Raw genomic sequence first — 18,546 nt, forward strand, 5'->3', positions numbered from 1 at the left:
AGGCCTGCAGCGACGAAAAAAAGCCACCCCGCGGGGTGGCTTGCTCATGCTCAGCGCACCGCGCTCAACAGGCTCAGCGGGCCTGGCCCAGATGCTGCAGCCAGAAGGCTTCGTACTTGCGGTGCCAGCCCACCGGCTTGACCGCGCCGCCCATGGCATGGGCGCCGTCCGGATCGAGGAAGAGTTCGACCAGCGACTCCTTGCCCGACTCCAGCAGCGCACGGTAGACGTTGACGGTGTCCTGGTAGAGCACGTTGTCGTCCTGCATGCCGTGCACCAGCATCAGCGGATGCTTGAGCCCGCGAGCCATCGGCAGCAGCGAGTACTTGCGCAGCACCGGCTTCGTGCGATCGACCTTGCCGATGGTGCGGCCGCTGTACCAGCTGTTGTAGTTTTCCCATTCGGTCGGGCCGGCGCCAGCAATGCCGGCGGCAAACACATCGGGCTGCGAGTACATCGTGTACTGGGTCTGGAAACCACCGAAGCTCCAGCCGTTGAGGCCGATGCGGCGGCTGTCGATGCCCAGATTGGCGTTCATGTACTGCACCAGGTCGAGCAGATCCTCGGTCTGCGGCAGGCCTGCCTGCTCGAAGTTGGCATCGGCAAAACGACGGCCGTAGTTCGAATGGCCGCGGGTATCGACCGACACCGTCACATAGCCGTGCTTGGCGGCCATATACATGCCGAACAGATAGCCGGTGGCCTGGAAGCTGTCCACCTCGACGGTGTTGCGCGCATTCAGCGGGCCGCCGTAAACGTAGACGACGGCCGGCCGCTTATCGCTGGCCTGCCAGCCGGTCGGCTTGAACACATAGGCGGGAATGGTGTCGCCATGGCGGTTCTTGAAGCTGAAGCGCTCGGGCTGCAGCAGGTGCACCTTGTCGAACGCCGGGTCATGGCTCTGCGTCAGCGTCTTGGCAGCTTCGGCCGTGGCGCTCAGGCCCTTGAGCAGCTTCAGCTCGGGCCGCTGCATCCAGTTGCCGGCGTTGGCGGCCAGCCACTGGCCGTCTTCCGAGACGACGGCATGGCGGTGGTACTCGCCGGCCGCACCCAGGCGCTGCATCTGGCCGTTAGCCAGGCTGACGCGCCAGAGGTTCATGGCCGCCAGCTCATCCTTGTTGGAGACGACGAACATCTGCTGGCTGTCCGGCGTGAAGCCCAGCACGTCGAAGGCCTCGAAGGCGCCACTGACCAAGGGCCGCAGCTGTTTGTTGGCCAGCGTGTAGGCATAGGGCTGGCGCCAGTCGGCATCGGACAGGATCAGCACCAGTTGCTTGCCATCGGGCGTGAAGCGCGGCTGCATCACATTGACCAGCTCGTGGTGCACATCGCCGCGGCGCTCCAGAATCATCTCGGGCTTGGCGTTCTCGTCATTGCTGCCGAGATAGACGCGCAGCAGCTCCTTCTCGCGCTCGAAGGTGGCGAAGGCGTAGTGGCTGCCATCCTTGGCCCAGGCCACCGGGCTGATCTCGAACCAGGTGTCGCCACCCGGGTGGGTGAACACCGGCTTGGGCTGGCGCGCGGGCGCGGCGTCAAGACCTGGCACCTTGCGGATGTACAGCGCCAGCGGCTGCTCGATGCGCTTGTCGTCCGAGATCTCGCGGTCGATCTTCTTGGCCACGGCAAAGCGGCCGCTGTAGTCGGTCATGTCGACCTGGCGACCGGGCTTGGGCGCCGGGCCCTTGCCGTCGGCGGCCGTCAGCGGCGCGCGCGCGAACAGCGACATCCAGCGGCCGTCCTCGCTGATCACGGTCTGCTCGATGCGGTACTTCTTGTCCTCGTCATCGCCGTGTATCAGCTCGCGGTTGAGCACCTGCACCGCAGCGCTGGCAAAGCGCGAGCGCAGCACGCGGGTCTCGTCCATATAGATGAAGCCCTGGTCGTCCGGCGTGTAGCCAACGATGCGCAGCTGGCGTTGCGTGGCCAGCAGCGGCTGGATGCGATCCTGGCCGGCCTGCCAGCGGAACAGGCTGCCGCGGTATTGGAAGATCAGCTCATCGCGCTGATGCGCCCAGGCCAGCTGGCTCACGCCGGGATACAGATCGCTGGGCTTGAGCTTGTTCTTCTCGAGCTTCTTCTTCAGCTCGTCGCGCAGCTCCCAGAGCGCTTTTTCTTCCGCCTTGGCGTCGGCCTTGCTGTCAGCCTTCGCCACCGCGCTGGCAGCGTCCGCCGCCGGCAGCGGCTTGCCCGCGCGCTTGGCGGCCAGCGCCTCGGCGGCGCGCTTCTCAGCCTCGGCCTCGGCCTTGTCGGCCGCCTTCTGGGCCTCGTCCTTGGCCTTCTTCTCGGCCAGCTCCTTCTTCAGCGTCTCGATGGCCGCGTTTTCCCACTGGCTCATATCGACCGGCTCGCCACGCAGATAGGCCTGCTGGGCGACTTCGCGGCTCTGGCGCTCGGCCAGCTCGTCACGCTTTTGTTTCAGCTTCTTGGCGAAGCGCTCCAGGTCTTCCGGCGCATCGAAGGCCTGCATGATGCCGGCCGAGGTCAGGCGCTGGGTCTTGCCGGTCTTGGTGTCATAGACATGCAGATCGCTGCCCGGCTCGCCGAAGGGGTTCCACAAAAAGGCCAGATAGCGGCCGCTGCGGCTGAAGCTCGGCTCGCGAGCCAGCTCACCGCGGTAGCTTTCGGCGCGGAACAGCTGCTCCAGCGTCAGTCCGGCAGACGCACCGGTCGCGCCGGGCGCCGCAGCCGGGCTGGCGGCATGGGCCAGGGGGCTGCTCAGCAGGCTGCTGCCCAGGGCAGCGGTCAGGGCGGTCAGGGCGCACCAGGTGCGCAGCGGCTTCCAAGCGGTCAAGCGTATCTCCTCAAGCCCCAGCGCGGGGCCGCGGGATTCTAGTCAGGCCGGCCGGCCCAGCCGGAAGTCAGCCCATGCGCGCCGGCGCTGATGCCTGATCCCGGGAAAAGCACCAAGAAAATATCGCCGGCGCCCGCAGACAAGATCCCGCCCGGCTGATACCCTTCAGCTTCTATTTGATCGTTTTGGCAGTATCGCCCCCGCATTTATGCCAATTTGGCCGCGGGCAACCTCCCTCGAGCGCCACTGGACGCCATGCTCGACAAGATCTTCGCCAGTCTCGGTCTGATCACCTGCCTGGTGCTGACGCTGCATATGTGCGTCGGCACGGCGCTGCAGCGCCGTCTGGAAGCCTTGCCGCGGGCCATCTGGCGCTGGCTGGGTCGCCACCTGACCTGGCGCTTCGACACCGAGGCCCGCCGCCATGCCGCTCGCCAGGCCGCGCTGCAGGCGATCAACCGCGCCAAGCGCGCCGCCAATGACGACGGCCTCTGGGAAGGCAATGTCTACCGGCCCAAGCGCTTCGAAGGCAAGCCGCCAAAGCCGCACTGAGCGCGTCCCATACCAGCCGCAGTGACGCCCTGTTCCGGGGCCTCTGCGCTTCAGCGTTTCCTCATCTCAAGCCACTACAGTCCCGATCGCTGTGAAGCGAAGCGCTGGGCCGCTCCAACGGTCCGGCATAGCGGAGGATGAGGGGATTGAGGGACATGGGAATAGCAGCAGAGCAAGCATCGCCGGCGCCGGCACATCAGCGGCTGGTGGGCGTCGATCTGGCGCGCGGCGTGGCGCTGCTGGGCATGCTGGCCGTGAACCTCCGCCTGGCGATGGGCGTTGCCGCCGAGCCCGGCGCAGCGTTCGCCACACTCTTTCTCGCGCTGGAAGGACGCAGCGCCGCCTTGTTCGTCTGCCTCGCCGGGCTGGGCCTGGGCCTGGCGACAGCCCGACTGAGCCCAGTCGCGGCTCAAGCACAGACCTGGCGTCGAGCGCTGTTCCTGGCCACCGTCGGCCTGCTGCACCTGAGCATCTTTGCTGCCGACATCCTGCACTACTACGGCGCCTATTTCGTTCTTGGCGGCCTGCTGCTGAGGTGGCCGCGCCGCCGCCTGGGCGCGCTGGCCCTGGGCTTGCCACTGCTCTATCTCGGCCTGCTGTTCGTGTTCGACTACTCCAAAGGCTGGAATTGGCAAACGCTTGACTATGTCGACCTCTGGTCCGTGCCGGGCTTTCTCCGGCATCTGGTGTTCAATGGCATGCACCCGATCCTGCCCTGGCTGAGCTTCTTCATCTGGGGCCTGCTGCTGGCCGGCAGCCCCCTGGGGGAACGCCGCTGGCAGCACAGCCTGATCCTCGGAGGCCTGGCCGGCTTCGCGTTCAGCCTGGGCTTGCATTCGGTCCTGCTCCAGCAGTTTCCAGCAGCTGCCGGCGTGCTGAGCACCAAGCCGCTGCCACCCGGGCCGCTCTATATCGGCAGCGCCGCGGCGCTGTCCAGCGCCATCATCGGCCTGATGCTGCGCTTCGGCCCGAACCTGAATCAGCCGCTGCACGCCCTCGCGCAGCTGGGGCGCTGCACGCTCAGCCTCTATCTCGCCCATGTGCTGATCGGCATGGGCATTCTGGAAGCCATCGGCTGGTTGGACGGCCAGCGCAGCCTGACCGATGTGGCGCTCGCCTGGGCCGTGTTTGTCGTCGTTGCGCTGCTGAGCACTCGCCTCTGGCTGGCGCGCTTTGCGCAGGGGCCGGTGGAGATGCTGATGCGACGCTGCTGCGGCTGAGCCGATGGCCGCTACGGGTCGCCGTTAGAGCCGCTCGTCAATTGCTCGCAGTGCCGCCAGCGCGCCCATCGCCAGGCCGAGGTCGTAGGAACCCGGCACCTCGGGTTCGCGCACGTTGATGCGCAGCAGCCGGGCGTCGTGCTGCTGCAGCATCCGGTGGCCGAAGCGCCGGACCGAGGGCACGGCGGTACCGGCGCCCAGTTCGATCACCAGTGGCTTGCGTGCCGACTCCAGCAGCGGCGTGACGGCCTCAGCTTGGGCGCTCTCGCGGGTATCGACCCAGTCGCCGTCGCCGAACATCAGCACATTGGGCCGCGCCAGCGCGTCGCAGTGCGGGCAGCGCGGCGGCTCGTTGAGCAGGCGGCAGCTGGCCTCGTCGACCTCGGGCGCAAATCGCTCTGCGGGCCAGATGTGCTCGCCGCAGGGCCGGCTGCATTGCAGGTGCATCAGCGAGCCATGGCATTCCCAGATCAGATCCTCGGGAAAGCCGGCGCGCTGGAACTGGCCGTCGACATTGCTGGTGAAGACCACGGCGCCCAACTCGGTCGCTGCCGCCCAGCGGCGCAGCAGCGCAAAGCCCTCATGCGGCTGCGTGGCGCGGTACAACGCCAGCCGGTGGCCGTAAAAGCCCCAGGCCAGCGCCGGATCGCGCCGGAACCAGGCCGGGTTGGCCATGCTCTGGAATTCGATACCGGCCCGTGCCAGCGCCGGATAGGCGCGCCAGAAGCCCTCGTTGCCGCGAAAGTCCGGCAGGCCGGAATCGACGCCCATGCCGGCGCCGGCCGTGATCACCAGCAGATCGGCCTGTTCGACCAGTTCGGCGGCGTGTTGAATTCGTTCAGGATTCATTGGGGAACAGACCACAGAGACACGGAGACACAGAGAAAAAGTCAGGAGGCCACATGGCGCCCCCTATTTCTCTGTGTCTCTGTGTCTCTGTGGTTCGCATTGGATTTCCTGCCCTGGTCCCCGTGCTCACGGACTCAAGCCTTGCGCGCCAGCACCGGCGCCAGCGCACGGCCCGAATGGCTGCCCGAGGCGACCAGCTGTTCCGGCGTGCCGGCAAGCACGATCTGGCCGCCCGCGCCGCCGCCTTCGGGGCCAAGGTCGATCACCCAATCGGCTTCGGCGATCACATCGAGGTCGTGCTCGATCACCAGCACCGAGTGGCCGCCGGCGACCAGCCGGTGCAGCACGCGGATCAGCTTCTCGACATCGGCCATGTGCAGACCGACCGTCGGCTCGTCCAGCACATACAGCGTGTGCGGCGGCTTCTGGCCGCGGCGGGTGACGTCGTCGCGCACCTTGACGAGCTCGCTGACCAGCTTGATCCGCTGTGCCTCGCCGCCGGACAGCGTCGGGCTCGGCTGCCCCAGCGTCAGATAGCCGAGGCCGACGTCCTTCAGCAGCTGCAGCGGGTGGGCGATCGCCGGCATCGCGGCAAAGAACTCGACCGCCTCGTCGACCTCCATCGCCAGCACATCGCCAATGCTCTTACCGCGCCAGCTGACGCCCAACGTCTCCGGGTTGAAGCGCTGGCCATGGCATTGATCGCACAGCACCTTCACATCGGGCAGGAAGCTCATCTCAATGGTCTTCATGCCCTGGCCTTCGCAGCCCGGGCAGCGGCCCTCGCCGGTGTTGAAGCTGAAGCGGCCGGCCGCATAGCCGCGCGCCTTGGCCTCCAGCGTCTCGGCAAAGAGCTTGCGAATGGCGTCCCAGAAACCGATGTAGGTGGCCGGGCAGGAGCGTGGCGTCTTGCCAATCGGCGTCTGGTCGACCTCCAGCACGCGGTCCACCTGCTTGTGGCCTTCAATGCCGGCACAGCCAATCCAGTTCGACGGGTCCTTGCGCAGCGGCACCGCCATCGCCATATTGGCCAGCAGCACATCGCGCGCCAGCGTGCTCTTGCCCGAACCGGACACGCCCGTCACCGCCACCAGCCGGTGCAGCGGCACATCGACGCTGACCTGCTTCAGGTTGTGCAGGCTGGCGGCCAGGATGCGCAGCTTGGGCGCCTCGGCGTCGACCTCGCGCCGCGTCTGCAGCGGGTGGATCAGCGGATGAGCGAGGAAGCGGCCGGTCAGCGAGCCCGGCACGGCCGACAGCTCGGCCACCGTGCCTTGGGCGATCACATGGCCGCCGCGCTTGCCGGCGCCGGGGCCGATGTCGATGATGTGATCGGCCCGGCGTATGGTGTCCTCGTCGTGCTCGACGACGACCAGCGTATTGCCCTTGTCGCCCAGCTGGGCCAGCGCCTTCAGCAGGATCTGGTTGTCGCGCGGATGCAGGCCGATGGTCGGCTCGTCCAGCACATAGCAGACGCCCTGCAGATTGCTGCCCAGCTGCGCCGCCAGGCGGATGCGTTGGGCTTCGCCGCCGGACAGCGTTGGCGCGGCGCGGTCCAGCGTCAGATAGCCCAGGCCCACTTCTTCCAGGAACTCCAGCCGGCCGCGGATTTCGCTGACCACATCGCGGGCGATGTCGGCATCGCGCCCGCTCAGCGCCAGACCGGCCACCCACTGCCGCGCCTCGCTGACGCTCCAGCCGGCCACGGTGCTGATGGCCTGGTCTTCGAAGGTCACCGAGCGCGCGGCCGGGTTCAGCCGGGCGCCATGGCAGTCCGGGCAGGGCTGGTCGGCCAGGCCTTCGATCTCGGCCTCCTCGGCCGGGAAGCTCTGTTCGCGGCCACGGTTGTCCTTGTCCTGCTGGGTGTCGTCCAGCGCCTTGCGTTGCTCGCGGGTCAGCGCCAGGCCGGTGCCCACGCAGCCGCTGCACCAGCCATGCTTGGAGTTGTAGGAGAACATCCGCGGGTCCAGCTCGGCATAGCTGGTGCCGCAGGCCGGGCAGGCGCGCTTGGTCGAGAAGACCTTGACCTGGCCGATGCCGGCGGTCGAGGCGCCCGAGGCCAGCGCGGCGGGCAGGCCGTCCAGCGGCGCCAGCAGATGCAGCACGCCCTTGCCATGGTCCAGCGCCCGGGCCAGCAGCTCGCGCAGCTCGGCCTCCTTGTCGGCGCTGACGATCAGATCGCCCACCGGCAGTTCCAGCGTGTGTTCCTTGAAGCGATCCAGCCGCGGCCAGGGCGCCGTGGGCAGGAATTCGCCGTCCACACGCAGATGGCTGTGGCCGCGCGCCTTGGCCCATTTGGCCAGATCGGTGTAGAGGCCCTTGCGATTGACGACCAGCGGCGCCAACAAGCCAATGTGCTGGCCGCGGTAATCGCGCAGCAGCTGGGCGGCGATGGACTCCACGCTTTGCGGCCGCACCGGCATGCCATCGTGGACGCAGTGCTGCACGCCCAGCTTCACATAGAGCAGGCGCAAGAAGTGCCAGACCTCGGTGGTCGTCGCCACCGTGCTCTTGCGGCCACCGCGCGAGAGGCGCTGCTCGATCGCCACCGTGGGCGGAATGCCCCAGACGGCGTCCACCTCGGGCCGCCCAGCCGGCTGAACGATGGAGCGCGCATAGGCGTTCAGCGATTCCAGATAGCGGCGCTGGCCCTCGTTGAACAAGATGTCGAAGGCCAGCGTCGACTTGCCCGAGCCGGACACGCCGGTGATCACATTGAACTTGCCGCGCGGGATGCTGACGTCGACCGACTTCAGATTGTGCTCACGCGCATTGACGATGCGGATCGCCTCGTCCTGCGCCTTGCGGCGCGCCCGCACCAGGCTTTGCAGCGGCCGGCCTTCCTCGATCTTCATCGCCGGCCGGTCCATGTGCAGCGCGTAATCGCGCAGCGCCGCGGCGGTGTGCGAGCGCGGGTGTTCTTTCAGCTCCTCCGGCGTGCCGCAGGCAACGATCTCGCCGCCGTCCTCGCCCCCCTCGGGGCCAAGGTCGATCAGCCAGTCGGCCGCGCGGATCACATCGAGGTTGTGCTCGATCAGGATCAGCGAATGCCCGGCCGCCAGCAGCTTGCGCATCGCCCGCATCAGCTTGGCGATATCGTCGAAATGCAGGCCGGTGGTCGGCTCGTCGAACAGGAACAGCGTGCCCTTCTTGGCCAGCGCCTGACGCGGCTTGCTGGCCGCCTCGGCGAGGAAACCGGCCAGCTTGAGCCGCTGCGCCTCGCCGCCCGACAGCGTTGGCACCGGCTGGCCCAGCTTCACGTATTCCAGGCCCACATCGACGATGGGCTGCAGCTTGGCCACCACCTCGCGGCGCTCGCGGAACAGCTGCACCGCTTCGCTGACGGTCAGCTCCAACACATCGGCCACGCTCAACTCGCGATGCTGTTGGCCCTCAGTCGCCTCTGGCGACAGCTCCCCGAGGGAGCCCGATCCCGCCTTGGGGCGGCCCGGCGTCGGGATCGGCCCCGCCGCTGGCAACGATATTTTTACTTCCAGCATCTCGGCACGGAAGCGGCGGCCATCGCAGTCCGGGCAGCGCAGATAGACGTCGCTGAGGAACTGCATCTCCACATGCTCGAAGCCCGAGCCGCCGCAGGTCGGGCAGCGGCCGTCGCCGGCATTGAAGCTGAACATGCCGGCGGTGTAGGAACGCTCCTGCGCCAAGGGCGCGGCCGCGAAGAGCTTGCGAATCTCGTCGAAGGCGCCCACATAGCTGGCCGGGTTCGAGCGCGCCGTCTTGCCGATCGGCGACTGGTCAACGAACACCGCATCGGCCAGCCAGTCGGCGCCCAGCAGGCGGTCGTGCGCGCCGGGCGTTTCGGTGGCCTGGCCGAAATGCCGCGCCAGCGCCGGGTACAGCACATCCTGCATCAGCGTGCTCTTGCCCGAGCCCGATACGCCGGTGACGACGACCATGCGCTGCAGCGGGAATTCCACGCTGACGTTCTTCAGATTGTGCTCGCGCACGCCTTCCAGAATCAGCCGCGGCGTGTTGGCCTCGACCAGGCGCTTCAGCCCCATGCCCACATGCTTGCGCGCGCCGAGGTAGGCGCCGGTCAGCGTGTCGGCCGCGCGGATCTGCTCCGGCGTGCCGTCGAACACGATGGCGCCGCCCTTCTCGCCCGGCCCCGGGCCCATATCGATCAGCCGGTCGGCCGCCAGCATCACCGCCGGATCGTGCTCAACGACGACCAGCGTGTTCCCCGCATCGCGCAGCCGCTGCATGGCCTGGACGATGCGGTTCATATCGCGCGGATGCAGGCCGATCGAGGGCTCGTCCAGCACGAACAAGGTGTTGACCAGCGAGGTGCCCAGCGCCGTCGTCAGGTTGATGCGCTGCACCTCACCGCCGGACAGCGTGCGGCTCTGCCGGTCCAGCGTCAGGTAGCCGATGCCCACATCGCAGAGGTATTTCAGGCGGTTGCGGATTTCGTCCAGCAGCAGCTTCAAGGCTTCGTCCAGCATGGTGCTGGGCAGCTGCAGCTCGTCCATGAAGCGGCGCAGCCGGTGCAGCGGCAGCTGCATCATGTCCTGCAGATTCAGGCCCGGCAGCGCATCGAGCTGCTCGCGCCGCCAGGCCACGCCGGCCGGCATGAAGCGCTGATAACTGCCATGTTCATCGCCTTGCAGCACCGTGTCGGCCAGCGCCCGGCTGCCCACCCGCCACAGCAGCGCCTCGGTCTTCAGCCGCGCGCCCTGGCAGACGCCGCAAGGCGTGTAGCTGCGGTACTTGGACAAGAGCACACGGATGTGCATCTTGTAGGCCTTGCTCTCCAGGTATTCGAAGAAGCGGCGCACGCCGTACCACTGCTGGTTCCACTTGCCGTTCCAGTTCGGCGAGCCATTGACGACCCAGTCGCGCTGCGCCTGCGAGAGCTGGCTCCAGGCGGTGTCGCGCGGAATGCCGGCCTCACCGGCGTACTTGATCAGGTCGTCCTGGCATTCCTTCCAGGCCGGTGTCTGCATCGGCTTGATAACGCCGTTGCGCAGCGTCTTCTTCTCATCGGGAATCACCAGGCCCATGTCGACGCCGATCACGCGGCCAAAGCCGCGGCAGGTCTCGCAGGCGCCGAAGGCCGAGTTGAAGGAGAACAGCGCCGGCTGCGGGTCCTGGTAGCGCAGATCGCTGTCGGGGCAATGCAGGCCGGTGGAATAGCGCCAGGCCTGCTCGGCCCCGCCCTCCTCGGCCGCTTGCACATAAACCGTCATCCGCCCGCTGCCGCGCTTCAGGCAGAGCTCGATGGCTTCCATCGCCCGCTGCTTGTCGGCGCCCTGGATGCGGAAGCGGTCGGCCACCACATCCAGGACCTTTCGTGCCCCCACGCTTGCAGCTGCCGCTGCGGCGCTGCCCCCCGCGGGGGCGCTCGCGGCTTGGGACGGCCCGGCGCCGCTCGGTGCTGGCACCTCGCGCTCGGCATGAATGCGCGTGAAGCCGCTGGCGGCCAGCCACTGCTGCACCTGCTCGCTGCTGGTGTTGCCGGGCAGCTCGACCGGGAAGCTCAGTATCAGTCGCGGATCAGTGTCGGCGGTGCGCGCCATCAGCTCGGCGTAGATCGTCTGCGCCGTGTCGTGGCGCACCGGCTGCGCCGTCTCGCGGTCGAACAGCTCGGCGGCGCGGGCGAACAAGAGCTTCAGATGGTCGTTCAGCTCGGTCATCGTGCCGACCGTCGAGCGCGAGCTGCGCACCGGGTTGGTCTGGTCGATGGCAATGGCCGGCGGCACACCGTCAACCTTGTCCACCGCCGGGCGGTCCATGCGATCCAGGAACTGGCGGGCATAGGCCGAGAAGGTCTCGACATAGCGGCGCTGCCCCTCGGCATAGAGGGTGTCGAACACCAGGCTGCTCTTGCCCGAGCCGCTGGGCCCGGTCACCACGGTCAGTTCACCGGTGCGCAGGTCCAGGTCCAGGTTCTTCAGATTGTGCTGGCGAGCACCACGGATGCGGATCAGACCTTCGGACATTGCGCTACAGCCTCTGGGGAGAAGGGAGCGGACATTCTAGAGAGGCTGATGACGCAAAAATGTCAGCAGTGCAATGTCCTTCCAAAGCGCTCAGCCCGGCCGTATTCGAGCCCTGTTCCACGAATATGCCAGCGACATACAGCCCACCGACCGCTGGGCGGCCGAGCGCTGCCGCTTGTCAAGACCTGGCCCCGGCGCGCGCGGACCAAGGGGCTTGCCCATTGCGCTAATCGCACGGCTGGGGCAACAATCGCAGCCGGGCCGAATAGTGAATGTGAAGCAAGGGTTTTCACCAGTCTGTGCGGCTTGCCTGAGGGGCGAGGCCAATAGGGTCATGGCACCAACAGGGTGGCGCCGCCTTGGATGCGGCGATGGAGCAAGAGACCCGCAGGCAAGGGTCCGCAGCGCGTAGACCAGCAAGAAGAACGACAGACCGAGAAGGCCCTCACATGAATACCGCCCCTCAATGCGGCAGCCCTGGTGCGAGCACTGTCGCGCTGCTGGCCCAGCCCAGCAGCCCGGCAGCGGCCGACCCCGAAGCCGGCAACAGCCAGGCCCTTGAGCGCCGCGTGCTGCGCGTGCCGGTGGTGCTGCTGGTCGAAGACAACCCGATCAACCAGGTCGTGGCGATGGAGTTCCTCGCGCTGATGGGCCTGAGCTGCCGGCTGGCCAAGGACGGCATCGAGGCGTTGAACGAATGTGCCGCCGGCGCGCCGGACCTGATCCTGATGGACATCCAGATGCCCGGCATGGACGGCCTGGAATGCGCACGCCGGCTGCGTGAGCTGCAGCGCCTGCAGCAGCTGCCGCACTTTCCCATCCTGGCGCTGACGGCCCATGCGCTGGAAAGCGATGTCTCGGCCAGCCTGGAAGCCGGCATGGACGAGCACCTGACCAAGCCGCTGGACTTTGCCTCGCTGCGCCGCCGGCTCTCGCACTGGCTGGAATTGCCCGGCGTCAACTGAACGCTGCGGGGAAGTCCCCGAGCCGGCGCCCCCACGCTGCGTGCTAGCCTCGGCGCCCTTCCCCGTTTAGTCCGAGGTCTGTCATGCTGCCCATGCCGCCCGCCGGCACCCCGCTGCCGCCGATACCGCCCACCGCGCCGCGGCTGGCCGATGATGGCCTGGAACTGGGGCGCAACTATTGGATCCTCGACCAGGCCCTGCCCAACGCGGCCGAGATCTCGCAGCGCTGCCTGCAACATCCCAACTGGCTGCTCGGCTACCCCCATGCCCAGGAATCCTGGCCGGGCATGCGCTTCCACGGCGCGCTGCTGCCCGAGGAGCTGGCCCAGATCGAGGCCTATGTGATGAAGGTGACCGGCGCCAAGCGGCTGTGGGTCGGCGAGGCCCCGAATGGCGCCAAGCTGGACTTCAACGTCGCGCAACTGGTCGGCGCCCGTGAATGCGGGCCGCGCCCGCACACCGATCGCCGCGCGCTTTGCACCTATGCCGCTGTGCTCTATCTGCAGCCCAAGCCGGCGCCCAAGAGCGGCACTTGCTTTTACCGGCTGCGCTACCCCAACGGCGCCATCGGCGGCAACTGCGTGGCCGAGCCGCACCAGAACCTGGTCGATGCGCTCAAGGTGCGCAGCCTGCCGCCGCAGGCCTGGTACGAGGAGCTGTGCGTCGAGAACGTCTTCAACCGGCTGCTGTTGTACAAGGCCAGCCTGGTGCACAGCGCGGCCGGCTATTTCGGTGAAGCGAAAGAAGACCGTCGGCTGACGGCGGTGTTCTTTTGGTTGGCTGAGCACTGACCCCAGCACCGACAATCCTCCCCGCGGCGCCCCATCCTGAGGGCCCTCCAAGCCGAGCACTTCAATTGATAGAGATTCCCAAGATCGTCAAGCCGCAGGGCGCCGAACAGGCCCCGCGCTGGTTCCACATCGCCGTGGCCTTGTCCATGGTGCTCAGCGCCGGCGCCTCGCTGGTCTCGGCGCTGCGCACCAGTGCCACGATGAGCAATCTGGTCGAGCAGAACGCACGGCTGGTACGCGCCGGCTCGACGCCCATCCTGCAGCTGACCAACAGCAACTACACCCGCGACGGCAAATACGAGATCCAGGTCACCGTCGAGAACGCCGGCACCGGGCCGGCCCGCATCGTCTGGATGGAAGCCCGCTACAAAGACCAGCCACTGAAGCATTTCGGCAAGTTCCTGGAACTGCAGGCCAATGAGCTGGGCATCGAGGTGCAAGGCAATCAAGGCCTGTTCACCGTGACCGGCAGCGTTGCCGGCGATGTGCTGAGCGCCGGCCGTGAGCGGCGCCTGTGGTCCTGGCCCCGCCCGGACAAGGCCGAAGCGGTGGCGCACCGGCTCTGGATGGGCACGGATCGTGCCCGCGGCGCGATCAGCTACGAAGCCTGCTACTGCTCGGTGTTCGACGAATGCTGGACCACCCGCTTCGACGATGAACTGCCCAAGGCCGTGGCCCGCTGCGAGGCCAAGGGGCATACCAATATCAATGGCGGCTGAGCCCCCAGCGCCGCTTCAAGCCAACAAAAACCGCTCGACCAGATCCAGTTGCTCCGGCACATTGAGCGCTGGCGCATGGCCGCAGCCGGCGATGGTGGCGACCACGGCGCAAGGGCCGCGGCTACGCATGGCGTCAGCGGTTTCGGGCAGCAGCAGATCGGAGTCTTCGCCGCGCAGGCAGAGCACCGGCAGCGTCAGGCTGTCCCAGGCTTCCCAGCGCTCGTAGTCGTCGGGGAAGTTGATGAACTGGCGCACCATGGCCGGGTCGTAATGCGGCGTCAGCCGGCCGTCGGGCAGACGCCGCGCCGAGGTTTCGGTCAGGCGCCGCCATTGCTGCTCGCTCAGCCAGCCATAGGGCGCGTAGACGCGGCGGAAATACTGCTCCAGCTCGGCCATGCTGTCGAAGGCCGGCGGGTCGCCGGCATAGCTGCGGATGCGCGCAATCGCTGCCGGGGCCAGCGAGGGGCCGTTGTCATTGAGCACCAGCCGAATGATGCGGCCGCGCAGCGGCCCGGCCGCGGCCAGCGTGCCGATGGCGCCACCCATCGAGGTGCCCACCCAGTGAAAGCGCTGCAGGCCGAGTTGGTCCACCAGCGCCACGGCCAGCCGGACATAGAAATCCAGGCAGTACTCGCGATCCGGCTCCGGGCTCCATTGCGAGAGGCCGCGACCCAGCGTGTCCGGGCAGATGACGCGAAAGCGCTGGCTCAGGCGCTGAGCCAGATCGTCCATATCGCGGCCGGTGCGGGCCAAACCATGCCAGGCAATCACCGCCGGGGCATCCGGATCGCCCCAATCGGTGTAGTGAATTTCGCGGCCTTCGCAGCGCTGGTAGTGGGAGCTGTAGGCGCGCATCAATGACCTCCGCTGCGATGCTGCAAGGCCGCGGCGCGCAGCCGCCCGACGATGCCGCTGGGGAAATGATAGACGGCCAGCACGAACAGCAGGCCCAGCCAGAGCAGCCAGCGCTCCGGCGCGATCAGCTGTGCCAGCACCGGCACGCCCTCCACCAGGCCGGCACCGAGCTTCATCAGCTCCTGCAGATAGTTCTGGGCCAGCATGAAGAGCACGCTGCCCAGTACCGCACCGTAGAGCGTGCCCATGCCGCCGATCACGGTGATCAGCAGCACATCCAGCATCAGCTCCATCGAGAGCGAGGTGTCCGGCCCGTTGTAGCGCAGCCAGAGCGCCAGCATCGCACCGGCACAGCAGGCAAACAGGGCGGCCAGCACATTGGACAGCGTGCGGTAGACGACGCTGCGGTAGCCGATGGCCTCGGCGCGGAAGTCGTTCTCGCGGATGGCCTGCAGCACCCGGCCGAAGGGCGAGTTGACGATGCGCAGCATCAAGAGCAGCAGACCCAGCGCGCTGAAGAACAGCAGGTAGTAGCTGGCAAAGCGGCCGTCGATGCTGGCGCCCAGCCAGGGCTCTTCGAGGAACTCGGTGCTGGGGCGCAGCAGCTCGGGCACCTGAAAGTTCAGCCCGTCCTCGCCGCCGGTCAGGTCCGACAGCTGCGAGGCCAGGCCCAGAAAGGCGCTGGCCACGGCCAGCGTGATCATCGCGAAGAAGATCGCCTTCACGCGCAGGCTGAACAGCCCGATCAGCAGCGACAGGCCCAGCGACAGCAGCAAGCTGGCTCCCAGGCCCACGGCCACCGCCGTCCAGCCCGGCTCCATGCGGCTGCTTGCAATCGCGATGCCATAGGCGCCGATGCCGAAGAACATCGTGTGCGCAAAGCTGACGATGCCGGTGTAGCCCAAGAGCAGGTCGTAGCTGGCCACCAGCACGATGAAGACCAGGATCTTGGCCGCCACGTTCAGCGCCTTGATGCCGGGGAAGAGAAACGGCGTCAGCGCGAGGCCGAACACAGCCACGAGCAGCAGCGCGGCCAGCCAGCGGCTGCGCGGCATGTCATGCGAGAGCAGCGATCTCAGCACGCTCATTCGATTTCTCCAGCTCGATCTTGAAGCAGCCACCGCCAGAGCCCAGCGGAGGCCATGGAACCGGCTTTGCCGGGCCATTGGGCTCGCCCCCTTGAGGGGGCGTGCGAAGCGCGCAGGGGGTGGGTCATTTGTTCGCCGGGTAGAGGCCTTCTGGGCGCCAGAGCAAGATCGCCACCATCAGCGCAATGTTCGAGAACAGCGCCGCCTTGGGCGCCAGGAAACCACAGTAGTTGGCCAGCAGGCCGACCAGCAGCGCGCCGACAAAGCAGCCCAGCGTCGAGCCCAGGCCGCCGATGATGATGACGATGAAGATCAGCGTGTTCACCTGCCCGCCGATCTGCGGCGTGACGCCCTGCTGGTACAGCCCCCACATCACCCCGCCCAGGCCGGCCAGCGCCGAACCGCCAACGAACACGGCCACGAACAGCCGCCGGATCCGGTAGCCCAGGCTTTCGACCATCTCGCGGTCCTGCACGCCGGCGCGCACCAGCAGGCCCAGCTTGGTGCGATTGAGCAGCCACAGCAGCAGCGCGAACACCGCCAGGCCCAGGCCCACGGCCAGCAGGCGGAATTTCTCGACCGCCACATCGCCGAACAGCAGCGAGCCGCGCAAGCCTTCGGGCAGCGGCAGCGGCACCAGCTGCGCGCCCCAGATCAGCTTGATCAGCTCCTCGCCGATGATCATGCCGCCCATGGTGATCAGGATCTGCTTCAGATGCTGGCCATACACCGGCCGCACCAGCACCCGCTCGAACAGCAGGCCGGCCGCGGCCGCCACCGCCATGCCGGCGCCACAGGCCAGGGCCACCGCCAGCAGGTTCTGCCACAGCAGCGGCGAGGCGCTCCAGTCGTTCATCGCGGCCATCACCGTGGTCGCCATGAAGGCACCCAGGGCGATGAACACGCCATGGCCGAAGTTCAGCACATCCATCAGGCCGAACACCAGGGTCAGGCCCGAGGCGATGATGAAGATGATCAGCCCCATCGCCAGCCCGGCCAGGCTCAGCGTGGCCCAGCTGCTGGCGCTGCCGATCAGCGGCAGGGCGCCCAGCGCCAGCGCGGCCAGCAGCCACAGCGGCCGCGCATCAAAGGCCGCGCGTGGCACGGCGCCGGCATTCACAGTCGTCGTGCTGCTCATTGATGTGCTCCCAGAGACAGGCCCAGCAGCCGCTGCTGCAGCGCTTCATCCTCGGCCAGCTCGCGCATCGCGCCGCTGTGCACCACGCGGCCATCGTCCATCACCGCCACGCCATCGCCGAGCGCGCGGGCCACCATGAAGTTCTGCTCCACCATCAGGATGGTCGTGCCGGCCTGGCCAGGCTCGCTCGATGCGCCGGCGCCGCGCTTGAGCTCCTGCAGCGCCTCCACCATGTTCTGCACCATCGCCGGCGCCAGGCCCTTGGAAGGCTCATCAATCAAGAGCAGCCGGCGTGGCTCCACCATCGCGCGGGCAATCGCCAGCATCTGCTTCTGGCCGCCGCTGAGCTTGCCGGCCGGGTAGAGCCAGAACTTCTTCAGCGCCGGGAACAGGCGGAACAGCCAGTCCAGCCGCGCCGTGTCGAGATCGGCCAGTCGGCGTGCGCCGCGGGCCGCCAGCAGCATGTTCTCGCTGACCGTCAGCGCCGCAAAGATGCCCATGTTTTCCGGCACATAGGCGATGTCGCGGCGGGCGATATCGGGTGTGGCCGCCTGCCCGCTGGGGCCGCCAATCGCCTCGCCGGCAAAGCTGATGCGGCCACGGCTGGCCTGCCACAGCCCCATGATGGAACGCAGCGTGGTCGTCTTGCCGGCGCCGTTGCGGCCCAGCAGCATGGTCAGCTGCCCGGCGGGCACGGCGAGGTCCACGCCATGCAGGATGTGATAGGCGCCGATATGCGTGTGCACACCGCTCAGCTCCAGCAGCGGTGGCGACGAACTTGCCGGCTTGGCCGCCGCGCTCATGCCACCACCCCGCTGCTGGCCACGGCCTTGCCCAGGTAGGCGCTTTGCACCACATCGGAGGCAATCACCGCCGCCGGCTCACCATCGGCCACCAGCTGGCCCTGATGCAGCACAACGATGCGATCGGCCAGCTCGCGCACCACATCCATCTTGTGCTCCACCAGCAGAATCGTGTGCCGGCCCTCGCGCTTGAGCTCGCGGATCAGGTCCAGGATCACCGGCACCTCGTCCACGCTCATGCCGGCCGTGGGCTCATCGAACATATAGACCTTGGGCTGCAGCGCCATCAGCATCGCCACTTCCAGCTTGCGCTGATCGCCATGCGGCAGGCTGGCCGCATAGTGGCCGGCCCGGTCGGCGAGCCGCACCCGCTCCAGCAGCGCCATCGCCTCGTCGCTCAGCTCGCGCAGCTGCAACCACACCGTCAGCATCTTCAGCCCCAGCCCGCGCCGCGCCTGCACCGCCAGCCGCACGTTCTCCAGCACGCTCAGGTGCGGGAACAGCTGCGTCAGCTGAAAGGCCCGGCCCAGCCCGCGCCGCGTGCGCAGCGGCGCCGCCATCCGCGTCAGGTCCACCCCATCCAGCAAGACCTGCCCCTCACTGGCCGGCAACTGCCCCGAGATCAGATTGAAATAGGTCGTCTTGCCCGCGCCATTGGGGCCGACGATGGCCGTCAGCGTGCCCGGCTTGAACGCGCAGGAGACGCGATCCACCGCCACGTGGCCGCCGAAGCGAATGCTCAGGTTCTTGGTTTCAAGCACGATGGTTGGGTTTCAGGAGTTTTTGAATCGACCACAGAGACACGGAGACAC

The 18,546-nt window shown here is 67.5% G+C and carries 13 protein-coding genes; 5 read left to right on the forward strand and 8 right to left on the reverse strand.

The annotated features are described in order from the left end of the window. Positions 1-73 precede the first annotated feature (73 nt). Positions 74-2,791 (reverse strand): S9 family peptidase, encoded by a 2,718-nt coding sequence (locus RQP53_RS15150; protein WP_315651346.1) that lies wholly within the window; start codon positions 2,789-2,791, stop codon positions 74-76. Between the two features lie 255 nt (positions 2,792-3,046). On the opposite strand from RQP53_RS15150, the gene RQP53_RS15155 reads away from it, so the two are divergent. Together RQP53_RS15155 and RQP53_RS15160 are read left to right on the forward strand one after the other, a co-directional pair. Continuing rightward, positions 3,047-3,343 (forward strand): hypothetical protein, encoded by a 297-nt coding sequence (locus tag RQP53_RS15155; protein ID WP_315651348.1) that lies wholly within the window; start codon positions 3,047-3,049, stop codon positions 3,341-3,343. Positions 3,344-3,498: 155 nt separating this feature from the next. Continuing rightward, entirely contained in the window at positions 3,499-4,563 is a 1,065-nt protein-coding gene (locus RQP53_RS15160) for a DUF418 domain-containing protein (protein ID WP_315651351.1), read from the forward strand. A gap of 24 nt (positions 4,564-4,587) precedes the next feature. Here RQP53_RS15160 and RQP53_RS15165 read toward each other — a convergent pair whose 3' ends face one another. Both RQP53_RS15165 and RQP53_RS15170 read right to left on the reverse strand, forming a co-directional pair. Beyond that, on the reverse strand, positions 4,588-5,412 hold the full coding sequence (locus RQP53_RS15165) for an SIR2 family NAD-dependent protein deacylase (protein WP_315651354.1): 825 nt from the start codon (positions 5,410-5,412) through the stop codon (positions 4,588-4,590). Positions 5,413-5,546: 134 nt separating this feature from the next. Then, positions 5,547-11,375, reverse strand: coding sequence for an excinuclease ABC subunit UvrA (locus tag RQP53_RS15170; RefSeq protein WP_315651356.1), 5,829 nt, complete (start codon positions 11,373-11,375; stop codon positions 5,547-5,549). A 449-nt stretch (positions 11,376-11,824) separates the two neighbouring features. Here RQP53_RS15170 and RQP53_RS15175 point away from each other — a divergent pair, with 449 nt between their 5' ends. The 3 genes from RQP53_RS15175 to RQP53_RS15185 all read left to right on the forward strand — a co-directional run bounded on the left by RQP53_RS15175 (position 11,825) and on the right by RQP53_RS15185 (position 13,850). Then, entirely contained in the window at positions 11,825-12,340 is a 516-nt protein-coding gene (locus RQP53_RS15175; protein WP_315651358.1) for a response regulator, read from the forward strand. A gap of 83 nt (positions 12,341-12,423) precedes the next feature. Beyond that, positions 12,424-13,131, forward strand: coding sequence for a DUF6445 family protein (locus RQP53_RS15180; protein ID WP_315651360.1), 708 nt, complete (start codon positions 12,424-12,426; stop codon positions 13,129-13,131). A gap of 65 nt (positions 13,132-13,196) precedes the next feature. Then, positions 13,197-13,850: a hypothetical protein gene (locus RQP53_RS15185; protein WP_315651362.1), complete on the forward strand. Its 654-nt coding sequence runs from the start codon at positions 13,197-13,199 to the stop codon at positions 13,848-13,850. Between the two features lie 15 nt (positions 13,851-13,865). Here the strand turns inward: RQP53_RS15185 and RQP53_RS15190 are convergent, their stop codons facing one another. The 5 genes from RQP53_RS15190 to RQP53_RS15210 all read right to left on the reverse strand — a co-directional run bounded on the left by RQP53_RS15190 (position 13,866) and on the right by RQP53_RS15210 (position 18,495). Further along, on the reverse strand, positions 13,866-14,705 hold the full coding sequence (locus RQP53_RS15190; protein WP_315651365.1) for an alpha/beta fold hydrolase: 840 nt from the start codon (positions 14,703-14,705) through the stop codon (positions 13,866-13,868). Further along, entirely contained in the window at positions 14,705-15,793 is a 1,089-nt protein-coding gene (locus RQP53_RS15195) for a branched-chain amino acid ABC transporter permease (RefSeq protein ID WP_315651368.1), read from the reverse strand. The genes RQP53_RS15190 and RQP53_RS15195 overlap by 1 nt, the downstream gene beginning before the upstream one ends. 124 nt (positions 15,794-15,917) lie before the next feature. Beyond that, positions 15,918-16,931 (reverse strand): branched-chain amino acid ABC transporter permease, encoded by a 1,014-nt coding sequence (locus tag RQP53_RS15200; RefSeq protein ID WP_315651370.1) that lies wholly within the window; start codon positions 16,929-16,931, stop codon positions 15,918-15,920. Further along, positions 16,928-17,734, reverse strand: coding sequence for an ABC transporter ATP-binding protein (locus RQP53_RS15205; RefSeq protein ID WP_315651373.1), 807 nt, complete (start codon positions 17,732-17,734; stop codon positions 16,928-16,930). Before RQP53_RS15205 ends, RQP53_RS15200 begins: the two co-directional genes overlap by 4 nt. Then, entirely contained in the window at positions 17,731-18,495 is a 765-nt protein-coding gene (locus RQP53_RS15210; RefSeq protein WP_315651376.1) for an ABC transporter ATP-binding protein, read from the reverse strand. The genes RQP53_RS15205 and RQP53_RS15210 overlap by 4 nt, the downstream gene beginning before the upstream one ends. Positions 18,496-18,546 lie beyond the last annotated feature (51 nt).

This window comes from Roseateles aquae (genome assembly GCF_032337115.1).
Classification (GTDB): domain Bacteria; phylum Pseudomonadota; class Gammaproteobacteria; order Burkholderiales; family Burkholderiaceae_C; genus Roseateles_C; species Roseateles_C aquae.